Origin of the sequence: Treponema sp. HNW (assembly GCF_050320395.1) — a bacterium.
In the GTDB taxonomy this organism is placed as follows: domain Bacteria; phylum Spirochaetota; class Spirochaetia; order Treponematales; family Treponemataceae; genus Treponema_C.
Map to the genome: position 1 here is coordinate 2,182,606 of NZ_CP144459.1, position 17,351 is coordinate 2,199,956.

Below are 17,351 nucleotides of genomic sequence, written 5' to 3' on the forward strand. Positions count from 1 at the left end.
GTTTGGTACGAAACGTACCCAAAAAACAGCGGAACAGTCAAAAAATGGGTACGCTTCGTACCAAACTATTATCGGCAAAAAAAGACCGATTACAAAGCCGTAAAAGCCTACGGGCAGGAACGGCAGGGAACCTTGAAAGCGGCGGTATACCGCCTGACAAAACAGTAAAGCGTTTTAAGAGAACGACTTTTAGCGTAACCGCTTATACCGATGTGCGGCTGTTTTGCCAATATAAACAAACGGTACGCCCCGTAAGGGAACGCCGGTTCGATTCCGGCACGGGGCAAGAGCGGATATTGCCGTGTTAGGAGGTTTACATGATTATTGTTGCAAGGCATATCGAAGGAATCGGGCTTAATCCTTTGGAATATCTTTTAAATGAGGACGGGACGGAAAAAGAATTTGAAAGCAAGGAAAAAGCGATAGAGTTCTTAAAGAGTGCGGGGGCTTCAAGTGATGATATTTATTATATGCGTTTTTTAGATGCGGATACGGGCAAAGCATTGGAGGAATTTAATTAGGAATAATTAATTCGTAATTGGAAATTAGAGACCCTTTCGATTCGCCGTGAAAGGGGGATAAGAGACGGCGGCACCGTAACCCGTTTGTTGAGGTCGTAACTCGCCGCTACGCCGCAGGCGATCCGGCAAGGGATAATACTTGCAGCGGCATTTTTTCACAATGGAGGAATAGGGCATGAAAATGAATCAAATATTTTCAGGTGATATATCACCATGTAAAACATTAAAAAAAGACTATTGCATTGTATGGATTTTTAAAAGAGGTAAAAAGCCTTGTTGGTTCAAAGCTTTGTTTTCGGGCTGTGGTTTCCATTTTTGCGGAATCGACATAACAGATAAGGTAATTGCGTGGAAGGTTGTATCAAAAAAAGAATTACAAAATAAATGGCAAGGTCATAAGGCACTCTCAAAAAAAGAAAAGATTTTAATAGAAAAGATTCTAAATTAGGAATAATTAATTGGAAATTGGAATTATTCAAACGGAGGTTTTGATATGTATGTTAAAAAGATTAAGATTTTTGAGGGGTTTTGTGCTTCTCACGTTGAGAATTTGGTGAATGAATTTCTTGCAAAAGAAATCTCGGATGCCATAACGATTCTCAGTGTTGGCTATTACGAAATAAACGGTCATTTTTCATGCATGGTGTATTACACACAACAGGAGAAGAGTAAAGAAAATGAATTATGACAAACAAGAATTAAAACCCGTTACCGAATGGGATGGAAATCCTCGATGGATGTTTGTGTGGGATAAGGATTCAAAAGAAGCTGCCATTTGGTTTGTTTGTAAAAGAGAGCATGGCTTTTGGCTTGCCCAAAGATACCCCGGTGCCGGAGAGAAACTACATTTATATGACTTTGCGGCCGAAATTCCCCAAACACAACAAACTCAGGCTGTAGATGAGATATATGATGATTTTGAACAATGGAAGAAAGAATATTACGAACACAGACCTGTTGAACCGTATTCTGTTGATTCGGAAGGTTCGGCCGAATTGTATGAAGCTCTTGTTGTTTATGCGGAAAGGAATTTAGTAAAAGCTTTTCTTGCAGGGGTAAAAGCTGAACGCCTAAAAAATATTTAGATGCGGATACGGACAAAGAGTTGGAGGTGTAAGGATGAATGAACAGATAAAGAAAAAGATTAAAAAGTTATTGGCTCTTTCCAAAAGTCCGAACGAAAACGAAGCGATGGCGGCTTTGGAAAAGGCTCGAAAACTTATGGAAGAAAACGGTTTAAGCGATCTTGATTGCGATATATACACAGAAGAAACCAAGTGTTTGAAATCAAGACCGCTTTGGCAGCAGATAATAGGATCAGGTGTAGCTTGGATAAACGGTACCGTTGTTAGAATTATTTCCGACGACGGTTCGCCTGTTGTCCGTTTTCACGGTTCCGAAACGGATGTATTCATCTCTAAAGAAATGTACCAATACCTTGTTAAAACCGTAGACAGAATGGCAAAGCAAAATATAAGGAAGAATGCTAAAAAGCCTTATAGAGATTCTTATAAAGAAGGTATGGCAACTTCTCTTTATGTAAGAATGCTGGAAGCCGGAGCGCTTTATTCTTGGGCAAATAGAAGAGAAAGTCAGCTGGCAGTAATAGATAAATATGTTGTTGAATTATACAAGGAAGGTTATGAAACAGTCGATCATACAAGCGCAACTAAAAAGCGTAATAATGCTGCTTTTTATCGCGGGGCCAATGACGGCGAAAGCGTCAATTTAAATAGGCAAACAACTGGAGGAAAGCATGAATATTTACGGATTAAAGCGGCCGTATCCCTTTGACGGTGAGAGGCGGCGGCGGGTGCTTGTGGAACTTGCCCGGCGCGGCATGAGTATTACAGACCTTTCTTATGCCGTCAACGAAAAACGTCCTCGTGTGAGTGATGTCATTAACGGCCGGCGCTTACAGGCCTCGCTTGAAGAGCGCATTGCCGCATATTTACAGGTTGACCGGAACTATCTTTTTCCGCAAAGAACGCCTAAAGAACTTTTGGAGTTACAAAAAAAGGAACGGGGGGCGGCGGCATGAGCGCGTTGGTAAAAACCGATACGATAGCCCGTGTGTTGGGAGTTTCACGGAAAACCGTGCTTGAACGCTCAAAAAAAGAACACTGGGCAATGGTTCAAAAACAAAATTCATTTTTGTTTGTAGAAAACCGTTTACCGCTGGATATACGTTTTTCGCTTGCGGGGCATAAAACCGATACGCACACAGAGCTTGATACCGGCGGGGCGTTTATTCATGCAGGAGATGAAGCCAGGGAAAAGGCGACATGGAAAAGCGCTCTTATTTATGCATGGAAACAATCCGGACTGCGTAAGCAGGATTACATCGATGCATACAATGCGGACAGTTCAGGTGAGATTTACAAGCGGCTTGGAGAGGTATCGCTTAAAACATTTTACCGCTGGTGTAAGGATTTTTCCGAACAGGGCGTAAATGCGTTGGTTCCCCGTTACGGCATGAGCCGTTTGGGTGCAGGCGAAACATTAACACAAACCGAGCGTGATTTATTGGCGGCCTTTTGGCTTAAATCGACACAGCCGACCGCTTCACACGCATTCAGGCAAATGCAGGAGTGCGTACCGTTCAGCAGTTGTTCGTATCAGACGGCGCTACGGTTTTTACAAACCATTCCGCCGTTGGTACGCGATTTTTACCGCTTAGGAAAGTCGCGCTTTGAAAACGGCTGTCTGCCGTATATGGAGCAGGATATATTCCGTTATCATTCGCTTGATGTGGTTGTTTCGGATCACCATTGTCTTGATTGTATTGTGATGTATCAGGGCCGCCTTATACGGCCGTGGATTACAACGTTTCAGGATTACCGAAGCGGCAAGGTGCTCGGTTGGTGCCCGTGTGTTACACCCTCAAGCTTGTCGATTATCGTTGCCTATTACATGACTTGTTACCGCTACGGGATTCCCGTTACGGTACTGTTCGACAACGGCAAAGATTATCATTCAAAGCTTTTAAACGGCTCGATTGAGCGCATAAAAATCAAACTGGACGACTGTACGGAAGAAGAAACGGAAGTAAAGTTTTCGGGGATATTTTATGCGGTCGGTTCGGCGGTGCAGTTTACGCGTGTATATAACGGTAAATCGAAGGGACGGCAGGAGCGGTATTTCCGCATTTTGGGAGAATATCTTTCCAAAGATATGGGAAGCTATGTCGGAAGCGACAGCCGCACACGGCCGGAAGAAGCGCAGCTTATGTTCCGCTCGATTAACGGTATGGCAAAACGTGATGACATACCGAAATGGGATGACTTTGTAACGGCCTGTAATGCAATGGTTGAATACATTAATGACCGTATGATTACACAGGCAAAGGGAACAAAGGGTATGACCAGAACGCAAGCATTTGAGCGTTTTTTACCGGAGAATGTGCGCAAGGCCGATAAAGCGGTTTTGCAAGCAGCCTTATGCCGCGGCGAGATACGGCAGGTTAAGCGCAACGGATTTACGGTGAACGGCATAAACTATTGGCATCCCGATCTTTTAATCCATTACGGTACGAAGGTGATTGTACGTTCCTCTTTGGTTTTTGACAATAAGGCTTTGGTATATACCCTTGACGGTAAGTACATCTGCGAATGTGAAGGCAACTATTTTATGGAACAGGCGGATTACCAAAAATCTATTGAGCGTTTGGAAGCCGCACGAAAACTCGGATTTAAAAAAGCGGCGGAAATCGGTATATCGGAAGTCGAGATCGGTGAGGATCAGCGCACGATGGTTTCTATTGCCGCCAATATGTACAGTCAAAACCGTTTGCCGGATATAGACGAGGTTTTATCGGTAAATACCGCAGCGGTTGAAGGAATATACAATGAAGCGGAACATACCGAAAAACCGAAAAAATCGAAAAAGTATAAAAGCATTTTTGAAGAATCGGCTGAAGATTACATGCCGGATATAAGCGCCGGCTAAAACACAACAGGAGGTATTGTATGAATCAGCAGTTAAAAGAACGCTTGGAAACGACTATGGAAAAGTTTTCCATCAGTCAAAACGCCGCAGCCAAAGAAATAGGGTATTCGGGGGCTGTGTTATCGGCGTATCGGGCGGGCACGTACAACGGAGATGTTGCAAAACTTGAAGAGGGCATACTCAAGTGGATTGCACGAACGGAACAGGCTCATGCGCGTAAAAAAGTTCCCGTACTTGAAACGGAAGACTTACTGCACATTGTTAAGGCAATTGAGATAACGCATGCGGAAAAAGATATTGCCCTTATTATCGCCGATGCCGGAAGCGGAAAGACAACGGCGGCAAAATGGTATGAAGCCCATAACGAGCGCACGGCAATTTTGATTCCGGTTATATCGGGGATGAACCGTAAAATGCTGGTAACCGAACTTGCCAAACAGTTATCGCTGGATACCGTGCGTCAGCCGTTTAATACGCTGGTACAAAATATTGCCGCGGCTCTTGCGGATCGGAATATGGTGGTTATTTTGGATGAGGCGGATTATTTAAAAGCCGATGCGCTTGAGTTTGCCCGCCGTATTGTCTACGACTTGGGACAGTCGGGATTGGTTTTGATAGGGCTTCCCAGATTGAGAGGCATTATACAAAACTTAAAAAACGACCATCGTCAGCTTGAAAGCCGCGTGGGAGTGTGCCTGCAGTTAAGCGGTCTTACTAAAAAGGATGCCGCTTTTATAACACGTTCGGTTTGGCCCGATGTCGAACATGAAATTATCGATGCCATCTATGCAATCGCAAAAAGCGATATACGGCAATTTGTAAAAATCATAGAAAGATCGCAGCACATGTTGGCTTTGAACAAACTGGATAAAATCGACTTGGAAACGGTTGAAATGGCCTCGCAACTGATTATACGGCGTAACTGGAGGTAAGGTGTGAAAAATACCGATATTATCGAGTTTTCAAAAATGAAGGCAAGCAAAAAAGATACGGTAATTGACGGGGTTGTTTTTTGTACCGCAGAAGAGCGCAGGCATCTGTTTGACCTCTATGAAGAAATCAGTGTATGCGCAAAAAAAATCCATGAGCAAACAAAAACCGCCGTACAACGCTATTTTGATGCAGGAGGTTTTTTGTTTGACCGGCTGCTTAATTGCAAAATACGGCAGGTTAAAACAAGTCTTATTGCCGAAGCGCTGGGTATAAGCGAGCGTACAATACGCACATCCATAAAGGTATACAAGCACTTTATGAATAATCCCGGTTTAATGGAAAATCTTACCGTAAGCGATGCACTCGGTTTGATATCCGGAAAGAGCGAACAGCAAAAGCATGATGCAAAGCGGGTTGAATATGCCGGAGACGATAATCTGCAGCTTGAGTTTGATGTTGAGGATATGTTTAACAGCGGAACCGCTTCGGGCATAAGACTTGAAGAATATCGCTTTCACACAGCAGGAACGGAAGTATGGCTGTTTAAGCGCGGGATTGCTCACGGTATCAGGTTTGCGCAATTATGCACGGAAGTGCCCGAAGATACGGGGTTAAAGGTTGCGTATGACGACCTTTTAAAGGGTATTCAAAAGGAAAGTGAAAAGTATTTTATGGCTGTAGAACAGGCTGAAAAAAGGAGGGCGGTATGAGTAAATTAACAAAAACACAAGAGGGAATCATCACATTGTTTAATCATCCGTATTTTACGGTTGATTTAATTGAAAATTGGCTTAACGGGAAAACCGGAGAGGCAAAAACAAAAGCAATGGCCGTACAGTTTTCTTCAATCAAAGGCTTTTACGAAGCCGTTACCGCTTTTGAGAAGGTCAAGCAAGACTATAATTATAAAATTCTTGCGCGGGGAATCTGTATCGCCTGCGGTCAAATCATGGAAGAAGACATGAATAACGCAATAGATACGGTTATCTCAATATTGGAAAGCGCCGGTATAGACCGCGCTGAAGCCGAACGCTGCGGCGTGAACGAAGGCGATCTTCAAAGACTTGAAGAAGCTTTTTGTAAAATGGAGGAGCAAAAATGAAAGTACAGGCAAAAATTACTTGGACTGCGACGGTAAAAGGGAAAGGCATTCATACCGAGGTTCGCGCGAAAGGTACCGGAGCGGAACTATTGGAAGGACTCAGGCAAATTTTTGATGATATTACAAAAGCTATATCGGAAGAATTAGGTACTCCGGTTGAGCCAGTTCGCACCGTGCTGTTGGAAGCGTTAAAAAAGGAGGGGCAAAAATGAAAATAAATAACGTTGGAGTAACTTACTCGGAATTGCGGACTTTCGGAAATTATGAAAATAAACGGTATGGAATACAGCTCGAAGCCAGTCTTGAAAACGGAGAAACCGCCACCGAAGTAAGAGTAAGATTGACAGAGATTGCCAAAAAAGAAGTAAAAAAATTCTTCGGTGATGAAGATAACGGCAATCCTATGGATGTACCTTTTTGACGTGAAGGAGGAACAAAAATGAAAGTGTCCGACAATGCATACAGCTTGCTGGAAGAAAAATTGCAGCGAATCGAAAACACGGCGGTTGACGGCATCCTGCAAAAAGATGCACGTGACTGCTGTATGGAAATCAGGAATTTGGTGTTTGAAACGCGCCAAATTATCAAAAATGAATTTTATTTGGAGCATAAGGACGGCAGGTTGCCACCTGCCGCATAATCGAATCATAGGAGGGAAAAATGAAATCGATTAAAACCATCGACCAGATTGAAGATGCCTTGCATCGTATCGCAGAACTGGAGCGCGGAATTTCCGAAGCCGACAACAAAGCACAGGAAATCATCAACAAGGCAACGGCAGAAGCCGAAAATACTTCGCGCAGTATGATTGCCGAACGTGAAGAGCTTATCGAAAAAATCAAAGCCTATTCCGATGTACACCGCGCAGAGGTTTACGCCGACGGCAAAAAATCCCGCGAGTTTACAAACGGTACAATCGGCTATCGGCAAAGCCCCGACAGTATTGAAGTGTCCAAAGAAACTGCCGAACTGTTGGAAAAAGCGGGATTCAGCCACTGCATAAAGATTAAAAAAGAGCCGGTTAAAGCGGCGCTCAAAGGGTTCAGCGATGAGCAGCTTGCACAATTCGGCTGCAACCGAATTACGGGGCAAGAATCCTTTTATGTTAAAGCTTCCGAAGCTTGCATTGCACATGCGGTAAAAGGAGCCGCCTAACCGACGGATAAAGTGTACTTATCTTAGACAGATAGGTCAATCCTGTTAAAACAATACCGCCGGATCGGATCCGGATGTCGTGATCCGGCGGACAAGGGGGCATTATGCAGCAGTGGATTAAATTGATACATACGGCAAAAAATAAAACGGGGCAAACTGACGAAGAATACCGCTGTTTGTTGGTTGGAGCAGCCGGAGTAGAATCGGCAAAAGACATACAGTCATGGAGCCAGTACTATGCGGTTATGTCAGCTTATCGCAGATTGGGATTTATTCCGCACCGGAAAATATCGGTTGCCCCGCAACAGGAACGTAATCCCGATTGGATTAGTGCACGACAGGAGTATTACATACGCGGACTGTGGCATCTTGCAAGCCGCATAAAAGACGAGGCGAGTTTACGCCGTATGCTTAAGCGCATAACCGGTGTTGATGATTTACGCTTTACGCCGAAAAAACAGGCGACCAAACTTATCCTTGCCTTACGCGATATAACATCAAAGGCAGGATATAACCCCGATTATCGGGATTAACGGGAGGAAAACTATGTTATTAACACCGACGGAAACGGCATTTATTATGAGCCGAATCGAAAAGCGCACAGTAACGGTACGGCAGGTATATTATCTTCTTGAGCGGTATATACTTGTCGGTCTTAAAATCGGACAAAGTATCAGGATAACCGAAGAGGAGATAGCACAGCACTATGGCGGAGATACGCGGATTAGAACGCGAATTGGAGAATTTGCCGACGATATTGGGCGTTACAGAAACGGCACGATTTCTGCGATTAAGCGAGGCGACCATATATCGTCTGATATATGCAGGACGGCTCAAAGCCTTTCATGCGGACGGCAACACGTGGAACATCCTCAAAAGCGACCTTGCCGTATTTTGCAAAACGAACGAAACGCTATAGCACAGCTTGAGTTCGATTTTGCCGCATAGCATATTTTTAAACACATTTTGAACGCTCCGTTTTGCGGGGCGTTTTTTTTATGCAGCTCTCCGTTTACCGGCAGCGTAACGTGGTACTTTTACGGTATGACCATAGAACGGCAATTATTAACAGGTAATTCATTTTCACGCTGCGGGCGGCTTCTTGCCGGAGGTGTGCGCGGTATCGTTATTCACTGGGTTGCCAATCCGGGATCAAGCGCACAGGCAACCCGGAACTATTTTGAAGGCTTAAAGAAACAACGGCAGACGGATAATGCCCGTTATGCTTCGGCTCATTTTATAGTCGGCTTAAACGGGGAAGTTATTCAATGTCTTCCCGTGAATGAAACGGCATATCATGTCGGTGCCGTTTCGTACCGAGCCGGAATAAGTGAAAAATTAAGTACATATCCTAATAACTGCACGATAGGAATTGAATTATGCCATCCTGATTGGTCGGGCAGATTTAATGAGGAAACATATGCTGCGTCGGTAGAACTTACGGCAACTTTATTGAAGCAGTTTAATTTAAACCCGCAAACAGATGTGTACAGGCACTTTGATGTTACCGGAAAAGAATGCCCGAAATTTTTTGTAGACAACGAGGCCGCATGGACACGGTTCAAAGCGGCCGTTGAAACATATTTGATAGGTATCGCATAGATCGATACCGTAAGGAGTTTGTATGAGCGAACTTTTTAACTTGTTACCGCTGTTTGTCGTAATCGCGGCATTTTTGACGGTACTTTTCACCGAGCTTGTAAAACGGCTCGACAGAAAAGACCGTTTAAAAGGGTATCGGGTGTGGATACCTTTTTTGTTTTCCGCCTTTTTTTCATTCCTGCTTTGGTACGGAGCTTTTTTTGCCCCGCGTGAAGTGTGGTTTTGGTGGGCGGCTATTTTCGGGATAAGCGTATTTTTTTATGAAACATTACTCAAAAAGATACAAAATGCGGTTATCGAAAAAACTTAAATTGATTTTTAAGGCGGCTGCCGTTTTTCTATCGGCCGCCGCCGGTTTTTTGGTTTGGCTGTGTACGGGAAAACGGATTACCGCATACAGAAAGAAAAAACAGCGGCTTAATAAAGCCGACTCTAAAAAGGCGGAATGTTTTGAAACCATTAAAAACACTGACGGCTCTATGCTTGTTGATACTGCTGATAATGCCGATGAGTTACACGCAATCGCCGAAGATATTAAACAGGATACCGCAGAAGCAATTCAAAATCGAATTAGGCAAAGCGGTTTATAGCAAAGAAGAAGTGGAAAAGCTTCTTGCTATAACGCTGGAAGAAACAAACAAAGGAATTGATGCCGCTTTTTTTGAAGGATATAAGCAGGGATTACTTGCGGCCGCTCCCGATAAAGAGTATTACAAGGCGTTATCGGAAGAATTACAAAAAACGCTGCAGGAATATGAGGCAAAAGCGGCGGTGCCGTGGTGGACAGTTCCGGTCTGCATTATAGGCGGCACTGCATTGGGGTTCGGCTTAGCTCAAATAAGGCGATAAGTATGGGATTTGAACAACTGATTATTGCAGCAAAAGACTGGGGGCCTACAGCGATAACTACGATTATCGCTTTTGTTATTTCGTATCTTTTTAAGCAGCAGACAAAAAATGCTGCCGAAGATGCAAAGCGGTCAAACGAGTTTAAAGAAAGTTTATCAAGCGGATTGAGCAGGCTTGAAGAAAATTTTAATAAAACAATTTGCGACCTGAAAAAAGAAATCGATGTGCACCGAAAGGAAATAGGTGCTTTAAAAATGGATAAGCTTGAAAAAGATGATTTTTATAAAGACATGGGCGGCTGGAGAAGTGAATTAAACCGTGTTCAGGATTTAATCATCGCTCAGAATAATACAACGCTGCAAAAAATAATTGAGATTTGGAAGGAGAAAAAATGAAAGTAAAAACGGCATTTTTACGCGGCGAACTTATTACTTTTTTGCATACCGTATATCCTGACGGAATCCCCGAACAGGCTATTGTACGGGCATTTTACGATTATAACGAACCTGATGTCATTATATCGTCGCTTGAATATTTAGCGGAAAAAGGCTATGCGGAAAAAAAAGAGGTTCCACATCCGTATAAAGAGAGATCTTTTGTGCGCTGGTTTAAAATCACTGCAAAAGGAATCGACTTAATCGAGGGAAATATAGCACGCGATGCAGGAGTGAATATTCCGTAATCGGAAGGCGGCCAGTATGGGAGCTAAGAGTAAGGCACAGGAACACGGTCTTGTAGAACTCATTATCGACAAGTGGGACGGCGGCAAAAATACGATAGTCTACGTTACCGAAGAAGTCAATAAAAAAATTCAGGAACTGGGACTTAAGGTAACAATCAGCCGAGAGGGAATCCGCCGTGTAATAAAATCGCATAAGGAAGAAATTGAAGATACGCAAAAAGCAATAGAAGCTGCAAAGGCAATGGCCGAAGTTTTAAAGGATTATCCGGGAACGGAAATGAGCGAGGCGGTTCTTATGCAGATGACAAGCCTTATCGCAAAAGACTTACGCACTATAGACAGTTTGGAATTTGATGATCCTGTCGATTTATTCCAATCCGCCGCCCGTGTTGCGGAAGCTCAATTAAAACTTTCCAATTACCGTACAAAGGCAATTAAGGCGTTGGAAAAAGCAAAAGAAGAAATAAAAAAAGAATTGCAAAACGCAATTAAAAGCGATACCGATCTTTTACAAAGGCTTTATGTAATCATCGATAAGGTTGAGGTTAAATAATGAGCGATATTTTAACCGAACTTGTCGGCGACAATTCAAAAGAGTTACTCGAAAAAAAAGCACGTCTTGCAAAGGCCGAAAACGATTTTTTTTACTTTTGCAAAACGTACTTGCCGCATTATTTTTCATCGGAGCCCGCTCCTTATCATAAAACTTTAATAGATATTGCAAACACTCAAAGCCTTACACAAAAACATATTGAAGAAATTAAGCCTCTTATCAAAGAGCAGTATCATTCATATTTAATCCCGTCCGAAAAGGTGAAGGCTGTTGTAGATATAGAACCCAGAGGATTTTCAAAATCCACGCGCTGGGCATTGGCGTTCCCTCTTTGGAGAATTCTTTTTAAAAAGAATAATTTTGTCTGTATATTTTGCGCTACACAGGATATGGCAAACAGAGCTTTGCAAAGTATAAAAGACGAAATTGAGGGAAACGATCTTATTTTTGAAGACTTCGGAGCGATGGAAGGTAAAGTTTGGAAAAGCGATTTTATCACATTAAAAAATGAAACTGCAATTAAAGGTTTCGGTGCAGGGGCTGCAGTAAGAGGCGTTAAGTTCAGGCAGTACCGTCCGGACTTAATTATTTGTGATGACATTTTAAAAGATGAGGCAGCCCGCACTTTCAGCCAAAGGGAAAAAATATATCAGTGGTTTTTGCGTGCGGTAATGCCGCTCGGTCAAGATGTTTTTACGATTATCATAAATACTATTTTTCATTCAGACGATGTTCCGAGCCGTTTATTAAAACGTATTGCCGCGGGTGAACTTATAAATTGGATAGGATTGCGCTTTGCAGCTTTTACGCCGCAAGGGGTTTCGCTTTGGGCTTCTTATTGGACGGACGAAAAGCTAAATACAAAAAAAAGAGAGATAGGAAGTGCGGCATTCAGCACGGAATACATGAACGAGCCTTTAAGCGATGAGGAGCGTATTTTTAAACCTGAATGGTTTATCCGCTACACGCACGCGGACATAAACACTTTGCGTGTTTACATGGGTGTTGATCCGTCTGCCGGAAAGCATGACGAGTTTGCAATTTTTGTTTTAGGGATTGCGGAATCGGGGGAGCTGTACGAGCTTGACGAATGGGCGGAGTGCTGCTCCGTTGATACTGCGGTAAATAAACTAATTGAAAAGTATTTAATTTATAAGCCTATTTTAATAGGTTTTGAAGAGGTAGGTTTTCAGTCGATTTATAAAAAGCACATTATGGAAGCTGCCGCCCAAAAGAGCGTTTACTTACCGATTAAAGGGCTTTCAACACGAGGTATCGGAAAAGAAAGAATCTTATCTTTATCTCCTTTAATTGAAAACGGCTTTTTTAAGTGGAAAGAAAATCACAATAAAACGATTGACCAATTAACGATGTATCCCAAGTCGGAGTTTGACGATTTGCAGGACGCTTGTTATTACGCTTGGGAAGTTTCGCAAAACACAACAAACGAAGCTTTTGCATTTAAATTGCAAACGGCCCCTACAAGACTTAAAGCTGCGTTAAGCAGGTTTAGGAGGTAGGTTAATTAGGAATTAGTTAGAAAATATTTTTTAAGAGGAGAAATGAAATTATGAAATTTGACAAAACAAGAGTTTATACAGCGGTGAATGCCGATGAGTTAAAAGTTGGTTCAAAAATTATATGCGGAAATACATTAATTGAATTGAAAAAAAATGTTCATTACGCTGAAGACATTAAACATCTAAAAAGAATAAATGATGAATTTAAAGAGTACCGGTTTTACTGCGGAGCAGACAGCTACTCATTGGCTTATCTTATTGATCTGCCGGAAATAGATAGCGACGAAACGGAAAACGGATGGAATTTTGACTTTCATAAAATTCCTCAAAAACCGCAAGGGGAGATTTTAATACTATTTGATAACGGCTTTATGTCCCGTTATCAAGATCCTTTTCCAATCGGACAGCTTGCAATAGCATGGCGCGTTATACCTATTTTAAGTAAAAAGAAAAGGAAACATATAACGGGAAATATGCTAAGAAAATATAAATAGATTTAATTATTCGGAGGAATAAATGAAACATGAATTAGCGATGGAGATTATACAGCCGGATCAATTTTGGTCGGTTATTTCTTATCTGCCGAACCCTGCCGATTTATTGGCGGATAAGGGAAGTTTTTATAAAACAGTAGATGAAATGATTTTAGACGCAAAAATAGGCTCCCACTTACGGCTTAGAAAAGACATTGTTACAAGTTTTCCGTTCGTAATTAAACAGGGAAACGCAAGCGATGAGGTGTACGAATTTATCCGCGATAATTTAACCGCCAATTTAAATTGGGAAACGGACGTTAAAGAATTTTTAACGGCAATAGAATACGGCCATTCATTCAGCGAGGTTTTGTGGAAAGAAAATACGCAAGGTAAAATCGTTCCCGATTCTTTACGAAATAAATATCCTGAAGACATTGTTTACAAAATAGGCTTTGTAAAAACTCAAGGCGGTAAAAAATCGGTGTGGGTTCCCGTCTTAAAAAAAACAAATGAAGAGTTAAATGCTTCGTATAAGTTTTTAATGTACCGCAATAATCCGAGAGCCGAAAATCCTTACGGTTTTTCAGACCTTTTAATGTGCTACTGGCCGTGGAAGTTTAAACAGCTCGGCTGGGAGTTTTGGCTTAAAGCGGCGCAAAAAGCGGGAGTGCCGTCATTGGTCGCTTTGTTTGATGCACCCGACGGAGATAAGGCTCGCAAAAATGCGCAAGTTATTTCAGACACTTTAAGCGAGTTAGGCGGCGGGGACGGGCTTGCTCTTGCAAATGTAAAAGAGTTAAAAGTGCTTGAAATGTCGGGAGCATTGCGCGACCATAAAACGCTTATAGATACTTGCAATCAGGAAATAAGTTTTGCGCTTACAACTCAATCATTAAGTACACAGGAAGGAGAATTCGGCACAAGGGCGCAAGCAACCGTTCACGATGAAAATTTGGTAAGAGTTTGCCACGGCGACGCTCTTGCATTGCAGGGTGTTTTTCAAACGCTCATAGACTGGATGGTGGCAATCAATTTCGGTCAAGAGTTTTCCTCGCCTAAAGGCGAATTCGATTTACAAAGCTATGCAAGTTTTGAAGAAATTATGCAGGCGATTCAAAATAAAATCCCCGTATCAAAAGAAGCCTTGTACACACGCTATAAATTGCCCCGCCCCAAAAATACGGAAGATGAATTTGTGATTCCCGAAATTCAAGACGAGGGCTTTGCTTTGTCGGATAAACCTTCAAAAAAAAAAGACCGTTTACCCGCACGGGTATTTTAGCGCAGGAAAAAGCAAAAGAGCGAGAGCTTGAAAGCCTTGCGACAGCCTCAAAAAAACGCTTCTTAACGGCTATTCAAAATACGGTTAAAACCTTTTTAAATACCCTTTCAAAAAACGGTCAGCCGCCTAAAAAAGAAGATTTACAGGCGGCACCGCTCCCCGATTTCAACCGTGAACTTTATTCAATAACAAGGCACACTTTTGCAGCTTCTATGCTTGCCGGTATGGAACACGCCGCAGGGAATATAAGCCTTGCAGATGACGCAGGACAGCCCGATTTGGATATTTCTTTTGCTGCCGAGCCTTTACCCTTTGAAGAGGCTATAGATTTTTTTAAAGGTAAGATTTCTTTTACAAAAGAGGAGTGGGAAGACCTTGAACCTAAATTTCGGTTTAGGGCTTTTACGGTTGCCCGCCTTGCAGAAGCTGACCATATCGAAATGCTTAGAGGCAGGCTTTTACATGCAATGGAAAAGGGAGAGCATTTTGCCGAAACTTGGAAAGATGTAAAGGCTTTTACCGAAGATGCGGATCAGCCTTTTTCCGCCGGATATTTTGAAACAGTATACCGCACCAATATGCAGTCGGCATATAATGCGGGACGGCTTATGCAGTATAAAAACAATGAGCCTCCTGCGTGGGAACTTCTTTTTATTGAAGATGGCCGTACAAGCGATATGTGCCGCGGTCTTGCCTCTATTGCCGGGAACGGGAAGGCATTAGCTGCTTCGCACTCATTCTGGAGTACTTACGGTTTCCCGCCTTACCATTTTAATTGCAGGACAACATTCCGCGCCGTTTATGATTACGAGATCGGGCACGGAACGACAATTGAGAATATTCCGATGAAACAGATACGAAAAAACTTTAAGCCTCAAGAAGGCTTCGGCGGCAACCCGATAGAAAAGGAAAGCTGGTGGCGACTGACTGATAAAATGAAAGAGAGAATCGAACGATACGGGATAAAAAAAGAGGTAGAAGCCGCCGCTAAAGCAGCCGGGATTGATAACTTTGATGTAAGACTTGCACATAATGAAGTTATAAAGAGAGAGTTAGGGCATACAGGGTATCATGCAAATTTGGTAAAAGGTGCAGAGCCGAAGCAGCATGAAATTGAAATTGCAAAAATATTAAAAGAAAACGGCTATGAGGTTTTATTTACTCCTGAAAATACATTTATAGAGGGCACAAAAAACCCCGAAGGCGTTATTACAAATCTTAATAGAATAGTTGAAATGAAAAAAATAACCAGCCCGCGTCTTGATAAAATTTCTGAAAGAATAATAGAAACTTCAGAACAAAATGCCGAAGTCGCAGTATTAAATTTAATAGACAAAAAGAACTATACAGAAGTTGAAGCAATTTCTGAAGTTAGAAAAACCTTTAAAGAAATAAAAAGCAATCTAAAAGAAGTGTGGTTAATTTGGAACGGAAAATTGAGCAGGATAAAAAAATAAGGGGCTTACCAGCCGTGCCTTGCGTTCAGACTTTAATCGGTCGTAAACCCCTCGACGGCACAACGTGGTAGCTGGTCACACCCGCTAACGCCTCACGCCTCCGCCATAATTGTATTATACTTCATTGTGTGTAAAAGTCAAGTGTTTTTTTAGTCTGCAACATTCCGTCAGGATATTATAAATATAAGTAAAATTTCAGTATGAAACTGAATCATAATATTGAAATTTTACGAGGCGACTGTATAGAACTTCTTGAAAAAATACCTACACAGAGCGTACAGTCTGTTATCACTGATCCGCCGTATTTTTTGGGAATGACACACAACGGACAGAAAGGGACTTTTAATGACCTTGCAATTTGCAAACCGTTTTATGAAAAGCTTTTTTTCGAATACAAACGAATATTAAAACCTGACGGCTGCGTTTATTTTTTTACCGACTGGAGAGGGTATGCTTTTTACTATCCTCTTTTTGCTTCTTTAATTGGAATAAGCAATTGTCTTATATGGAATAAGAAAAGCGGGCCGGGAATTTTTTATCGTTTTGCACATGAATTTGTTCTTTTTTATTCGTCTAAACCTCTTGTAGGTAAACGCTTAGGATTGAATGTTATCGATAGTATAGCAGCTTTTAATTCCGGCGCAAAAAAAACAAACGGCGAAAAGGTGCACCCGACTCAAAAACCGGTAGAACTGATAGAAAAATTTATATTGGATAGTACAAATGCGGGCGACGTTGTTCTTGACTCCTTTATGGGTTCCGGCACCACAGGTGCCGCGTGTATCAACACCGGGCGGCGATTTATCGGTATGGAATTGGACGAGGGATATTTTAATATTGCTAGAACAAGACTTGAAAATAACTTAAAACAAGATAGTTAAACGGGTATTTAAGTTATGAAAACGACCGATTTTTTTACCTTTTTGCCCGTTCTTTTTATGCGATGTTTGTGGAGTAAATGACAAAATGATTATCTTGCCAATTAAGAAAAAATGGTTTAAGATGATAAAAGCCGGAGAGAAAAAAGAGGAATATCGAGACATAAAGCCCTATTATAACAGCCGTTTTACTCCTTTTTTAAAATCATACACCCCTATTCATGTTCGATTCAGAAACGGATATAGCAGACAAAGTCCGTGTGTTGATGTGCTGTGTTGGGTAAGTATCGGAGAAGGGATTGAGAAATGGGGCGCGCAAACGGGTAAAAAGTATTATGTTCTTCATATTGAGAAAGTTTATTAATGTGCATTGGTAACGATTTGGGTAACAAT

Annotated in this window: 30 protein-coding genes; all 30 read left to right on the plus strand. The window is 42.1% G+C overall.

Features of this window, described 5'->3' with window-relative positions; genetic code table 11:
- Nucleotides 1–2 precede the first annotated feature (2 nt).
- The 30 genes from V1L52_RS10115 (at nucleotide 3) to V1L52_RS10260 (ending at nucleotide 17,322) form a co-directional block, all read left to right on the plus strand.
- Nucleotides 3–308: a hypothetical protein gene (locus tag V1L52_RS10115; protein ID WP_428769311.1), complete on the plus strand. Its 306-nt coding sequence runs from the start codon at nucleotides 3–5 to the stop codon at nucleotides 306–308.
- Nucleotides 309–317: 9 nt separating this feature from the next.
- The gene (locus tag V1L52_RS10120) at nucleotides 318–521 is read left to right on the plus strand and encodes a hypothetical protein (RefSeq protein ID WP_428769313.1); all 204 of its coding nucleotides are present in this window, start codon (nucleotides 318–320) and stop codon (nucleotides 519–521) included.
- 175 nt (nucleotides 522–696) lie between these two features.
- Complete coding sequence (locus tag V1L52_RS10125; protein ID WP_428769315.1) at nucleotides 697–969, plus strand: hypothetical protein; 273 nt, start codon at nucleotides 697–699, stop codon at nucleotides 967–969.
- A gap of 45 nt (nucleotides 970–1,014) precedes the next feature.
- Nucleotides 1,015–1,209, plus strand: a complete 195-nt coding sequence (locus V1L52_RS10130) for a hypothetical protein (protein ID WP_428769317.1) — start codon at nucleotides 1,015–1,017, stop codon at nucleotides 1,207–1,209.
- Nucleotides 1,199–1,606, plus strand: coding sequence for a hypothetical protein (locus tag V1L52_RS10135; RefSeq protein WP_428769318.1), 408 nt, complete (start codon nucleotides 1,199–1,201; stop codon nucleotides 1,604–1,606). Before V1L52_RS10130 ends, V1L52_RS10135 begins: the two co-directional genes overlap by 11 nt.
- A gap of 34 nt (nucleotides 1,607–1,640) precedes the next feature.
- Nucleotides 1,641–2,315 carry a DUF2786 domain-containing protein gene (locus V1L52_RS10140; RefSeq protein WP_428769320.1) on the plus strand — a complete coding sequence of 225 codons (675 nt, stop codon included), beginning with the start codon at nucleotides 1,641–1,643 and terminating at the stop codon, nucleotides 2,313–2,315.
- The gene (locus V1L52_RS10145; RefSeq protein WP_428769322.1) at nucleotides 2,278–2,562 is read left to right on the plus strand and encodes a hypothetical protein; all 285 of its coding nucleotides are present in this window, start codon (nucleotides 2,278–2,280) and stop codon (nucleotides 2,560–2,562) included. Before V1L52_RS10140 ends, V1L52_RS10145 begins: the two co-directional genes overlap by 38 nt.
- The gene (locus tag V1L52_RS10150; RefSeq protein WP_428769324.1) at nucleotides 2,559–4,469 is read left to right on the plus strand and encodes a Mu transposase C-terminal domain-containing protein; all 1,911 of its coding nucleotides are present in this window, start codon (nucleotides 2,559–2,561) and stop codon (nucleotides 4,467–4,469) included. The genes V1L52_RS10145 and V1L52_RS10150 overlap by 4 nt, the downstream gene beginning before the upstream one ends.
- Nucleotides 4,470–4,489: 20 nt before the next feature.
- Nucleotides 4,490–5,401 (plus strand): AAA family ATPase, encoded by a 912-nt coding sequence (locus V1L52_RS10155; RefSeq protein WP_428769326.1) that lies wholly within the window; start codon nucleotides 4,490–4,492, stop codon nucleotides 5,399–5,401.
- Nucleotides 5,402–5,404: 3 nt separating this feature from the next.
- Complete coding sequence (locus V1L52_RS10160) at nucleotides 5,405–6,112, plus strand: hypothetical protein (RefSeq protein WP_428769328.1); 708 nt, start codon at nucleotides 5,405–5,407, stop codon at nucleotides 6,110–6,112.
- On the plus strand, nucleotides 6,109–6,504 hold the full coding sequence (locus V1L52_RS10165) for a hypothetical protein (RefSeq protein WP_428769330.1): 396 nt from the start codon (nucleotides 6,109–6,111) through the stop codon (nucleotides 6,502–6,504). Before V1L52_RS10160 ends, V1L52_RS10165 begins: the two co-directional genes overlap by 4 nt.
- Complete coding sequence (locus V1L52_RS10170) at nucleotides 6,501–6,716, plus strand: hypothetical protein (RefSeq protein WP_428769332.1); 216 nt, start codon at nucleotides 6,501–6,503, stop codon at nucleotides 6,714–6,716. The genes V1L52_RS10165 and V1L52_RS10170 overlap by 4 nt, the downstream gene beginning before the upstream one ends.
- Nucleotides 6,713–6,925: a hypothetical protein gene (locus V1L52_RS10175; protein WP_428769333.1), complete on the plus strand. Its 213-nt coding sequence runs from the start codon at nucleotides 6,713–6,715 to the stop codon at nucleotides 6,923–6,925. The genes V1L52_RS10170 and V1L52_RS10175 overlap by 4 nt, the downstream gene beginning before the upstream one ends.
- Nucleotides 6,926–6,943: 18 nt before the next feature.
- Complete coding sequence (locus tag V1L52_RS10180; RefSeq protein ID WP_428769335.1) at nucleotides 6,944–7,144, plus strand: hypothetical protein; 201 nt, start codon at nucleotides 6,944–6,946, stop codon at nucleotides 7,142–7,144.
- 20 nt (nucleotides 7,145–7,164) lie between these two features.
- Nucleotides 7,165–7,659, plus strand: coding sequence for a host-nuclease inhibitor Gam family protein (locus V1L52_RS10185; protein ID WP_428769337.1), 495 nt, complete (start codon nucleotides 7,165–7,167; stop codon nucleotides 7,657–7,659).
- 104 nt (nucleotides 7,660–7,763) lie between these two features.
- Nucleotides 7,764–8,192: a regulatory protein GemA gene (locus V1L52_RS10190; RefSeq protein WP_428769339.1), complete on the plus strand. Its 429-nt coding sequence runs from the start codon at nucleotides 7,764–7,766 to the stop codon at nucleotides 8,190–8,192.
- 13 nt (nucleotides 8,193–8,205) lie between these two features.
- A complete protein-coding gene (locus tag V1L52_RS10195) occupies nucleotides 8,206–8,607 on the plus strand; it encodes a hypothetical protein (protein WP_428769341.1) in 402 nt (133 codons plus the stop codon).
- Nucleotides 8,608–8,703: 96 nt separating this feature from the next.
- On the plus strand, nucleotides 8,704–9,261 hold the full coding sequence (locus tag V1L52_RS10200) for a peptidoglycan recognition protein family protein (RefSeq protein ID WP_428769343.1): 558 nt from the start codon (nucleotides 8,704–8,706) through the stop codon (nucleotides 9,259–9,261).
- A 22-nt stretch (nucleotides 9,262–9,283) separates the two neighbouring features.
- Nucleotides 9,284–9,571 (plus strand): hypothetical protein, encoded by a 288-nt coding sequence (locus V1L52_RS10205; protein ID WP_428769345.1) that lies wholly within the window; start codon nucleotides 9,284–9,286, stop codon nucleotides 9,569–9,571.
- The gene (locus tag V1L52_RS10210; protein ID WP_428769346.1) at nucleotides 9,549–9,851 is read left to right on the plus strand and encodes a hypothetical protein; all 303 of its coding nucleotides are present in this window, start codon (nucleotides 9,549–9,551) and stop codon (nucleotides 9,849–9,851) included. The genes V1L52_RS10205 and V1L52_RS10210 overlap by 23 nt, the downstream gene beginning before the upstream one ends.
- Nucleotides 9,852–9,861: 10 nt before the next feature.
- Nucleotides 9,862–10,110: a hypothetical protein gene (locus tag V1L52_RS10215; protein ID WP_428769348.1), complete on the plus strand. Its 249-nt coding sequence runs from the start codon at nucleotides 9,862–9,864 to the stop codon at nucleotides 10,108–10,110.
- Nucleotides 10,111–10,112: 2 nt separating this feature from the next.
- On the plus strand, nucleotides 10,113–10,505 hold the full coding sequence (locus tag V1L52_RS10220) for a hypothetical protein (protein ID WP_428769350.1): 393 nt from the start codon (nucleotides 10,113–10,115) through the stop codon (nucleotides 10,503–10,505).
- A complete protein-coding gene (locus V1L52_RS10225; RefSeq protein WP_428769352.1) occupies nucleotides 10,502–10,792 on the plus strand; it encodes a hypothetical protein in 291 nt (96 codons plus the stop codon). Before V1L52_RS10220 ends, V1L52_RS10225 begins: the two co-directional genes overlap by 4 nt.
- Before the next feature lie 16 nt (nucleotides 10,793–10,808).
- Nucleotides 10,809–11,345: a phage protein Gp27 family protein gene (locus tag V1L52_RS10230; RefSeq protein WP_428769354.1), complete on the plus strand. Its 537-nt coding sequence runs from the start codon at nucleotides 10,809–10,811 to the stop codon at nucleotides 11,343–11,345.
- Complete coding sequence (locus tag V1L52_RS10235) at nucleotides 11,345–12,865, plus strand: hypothetical protein (RefSeq protein WP_428769356.1); 1,521 nt, start codon at nucleotides 11,345–11,347, stop codon at nucleotides 12,863–12,865. Before V1L52_RS10230 ends, V1L52_RS10235 begins: the two co-directional genes overlap by 1 nt.
- A 50-nt stretch (nucleotides 12,866–12,915) precedes the next feature.
- Nucleotides 12,916–13,359, plus strand: coding sequence for a hypothetical protein (locus V1L52_RS10240; protein ID WP_428769358.1), 444 nt, complete (start codon nucleotides 12,916–12,918; stop codon nucleotides 13,357–13,359).
- A 22-nt stretch (nucleotides 13,360–13,381) separates the two neighbouring features.
- Nucleotides 13,382–14,623, plus strand: a complete 1,242-nt coding sequence (locus V1L52_RS10245) for a phage portal protein family protein (RefSeq protein WP_428769360.1) — start codon at nucleotides 13,382–13,384, stop codon at nucleotides 14,621–14,623.
- 278 nt (nucleotides 14,624–14,901) lie between these two features.
- Nucleotides 14,902–16,080: a phage minor head protein gene (locus V1L52_RS10250; RefSeq protein ID WP_428769362.1), complete on the plus strand. Its 1,179-nt coding sequence runs from the start codon at nucleotides 14,902–14,904 to the stop codon at nucleotides 16,078–16,080.
- Between the two features lie 200 nt (nucleotides 16,081–16,280).
- Nucleotides 16,281–16,961, plus strand: a complete 681-nt coding sequence (locus tag V1L52_RS10255; protein ID WP_428769364.1) for a DNA-methyltransferase — start codon at nucleotides 16,281–16,283, stop codon at nucleotides 16,959–16,961.
- Nucleotides 16,962–17,046: 85 nt separating this feature from the next.
- Nucleotides 17,047–17,322 (plus strand): hypothetical protein, encoded by a 276-nt coding sequence (locus V1L52_RS10260; protein WP_428769366.1) that lies wholly within the window; start codon nucleotides 17,047–17,049, stop codon nucleotides 17,320–17,322.
- Nucleotides 17,323–17,351: the final 29 nt, after the last annotated feature.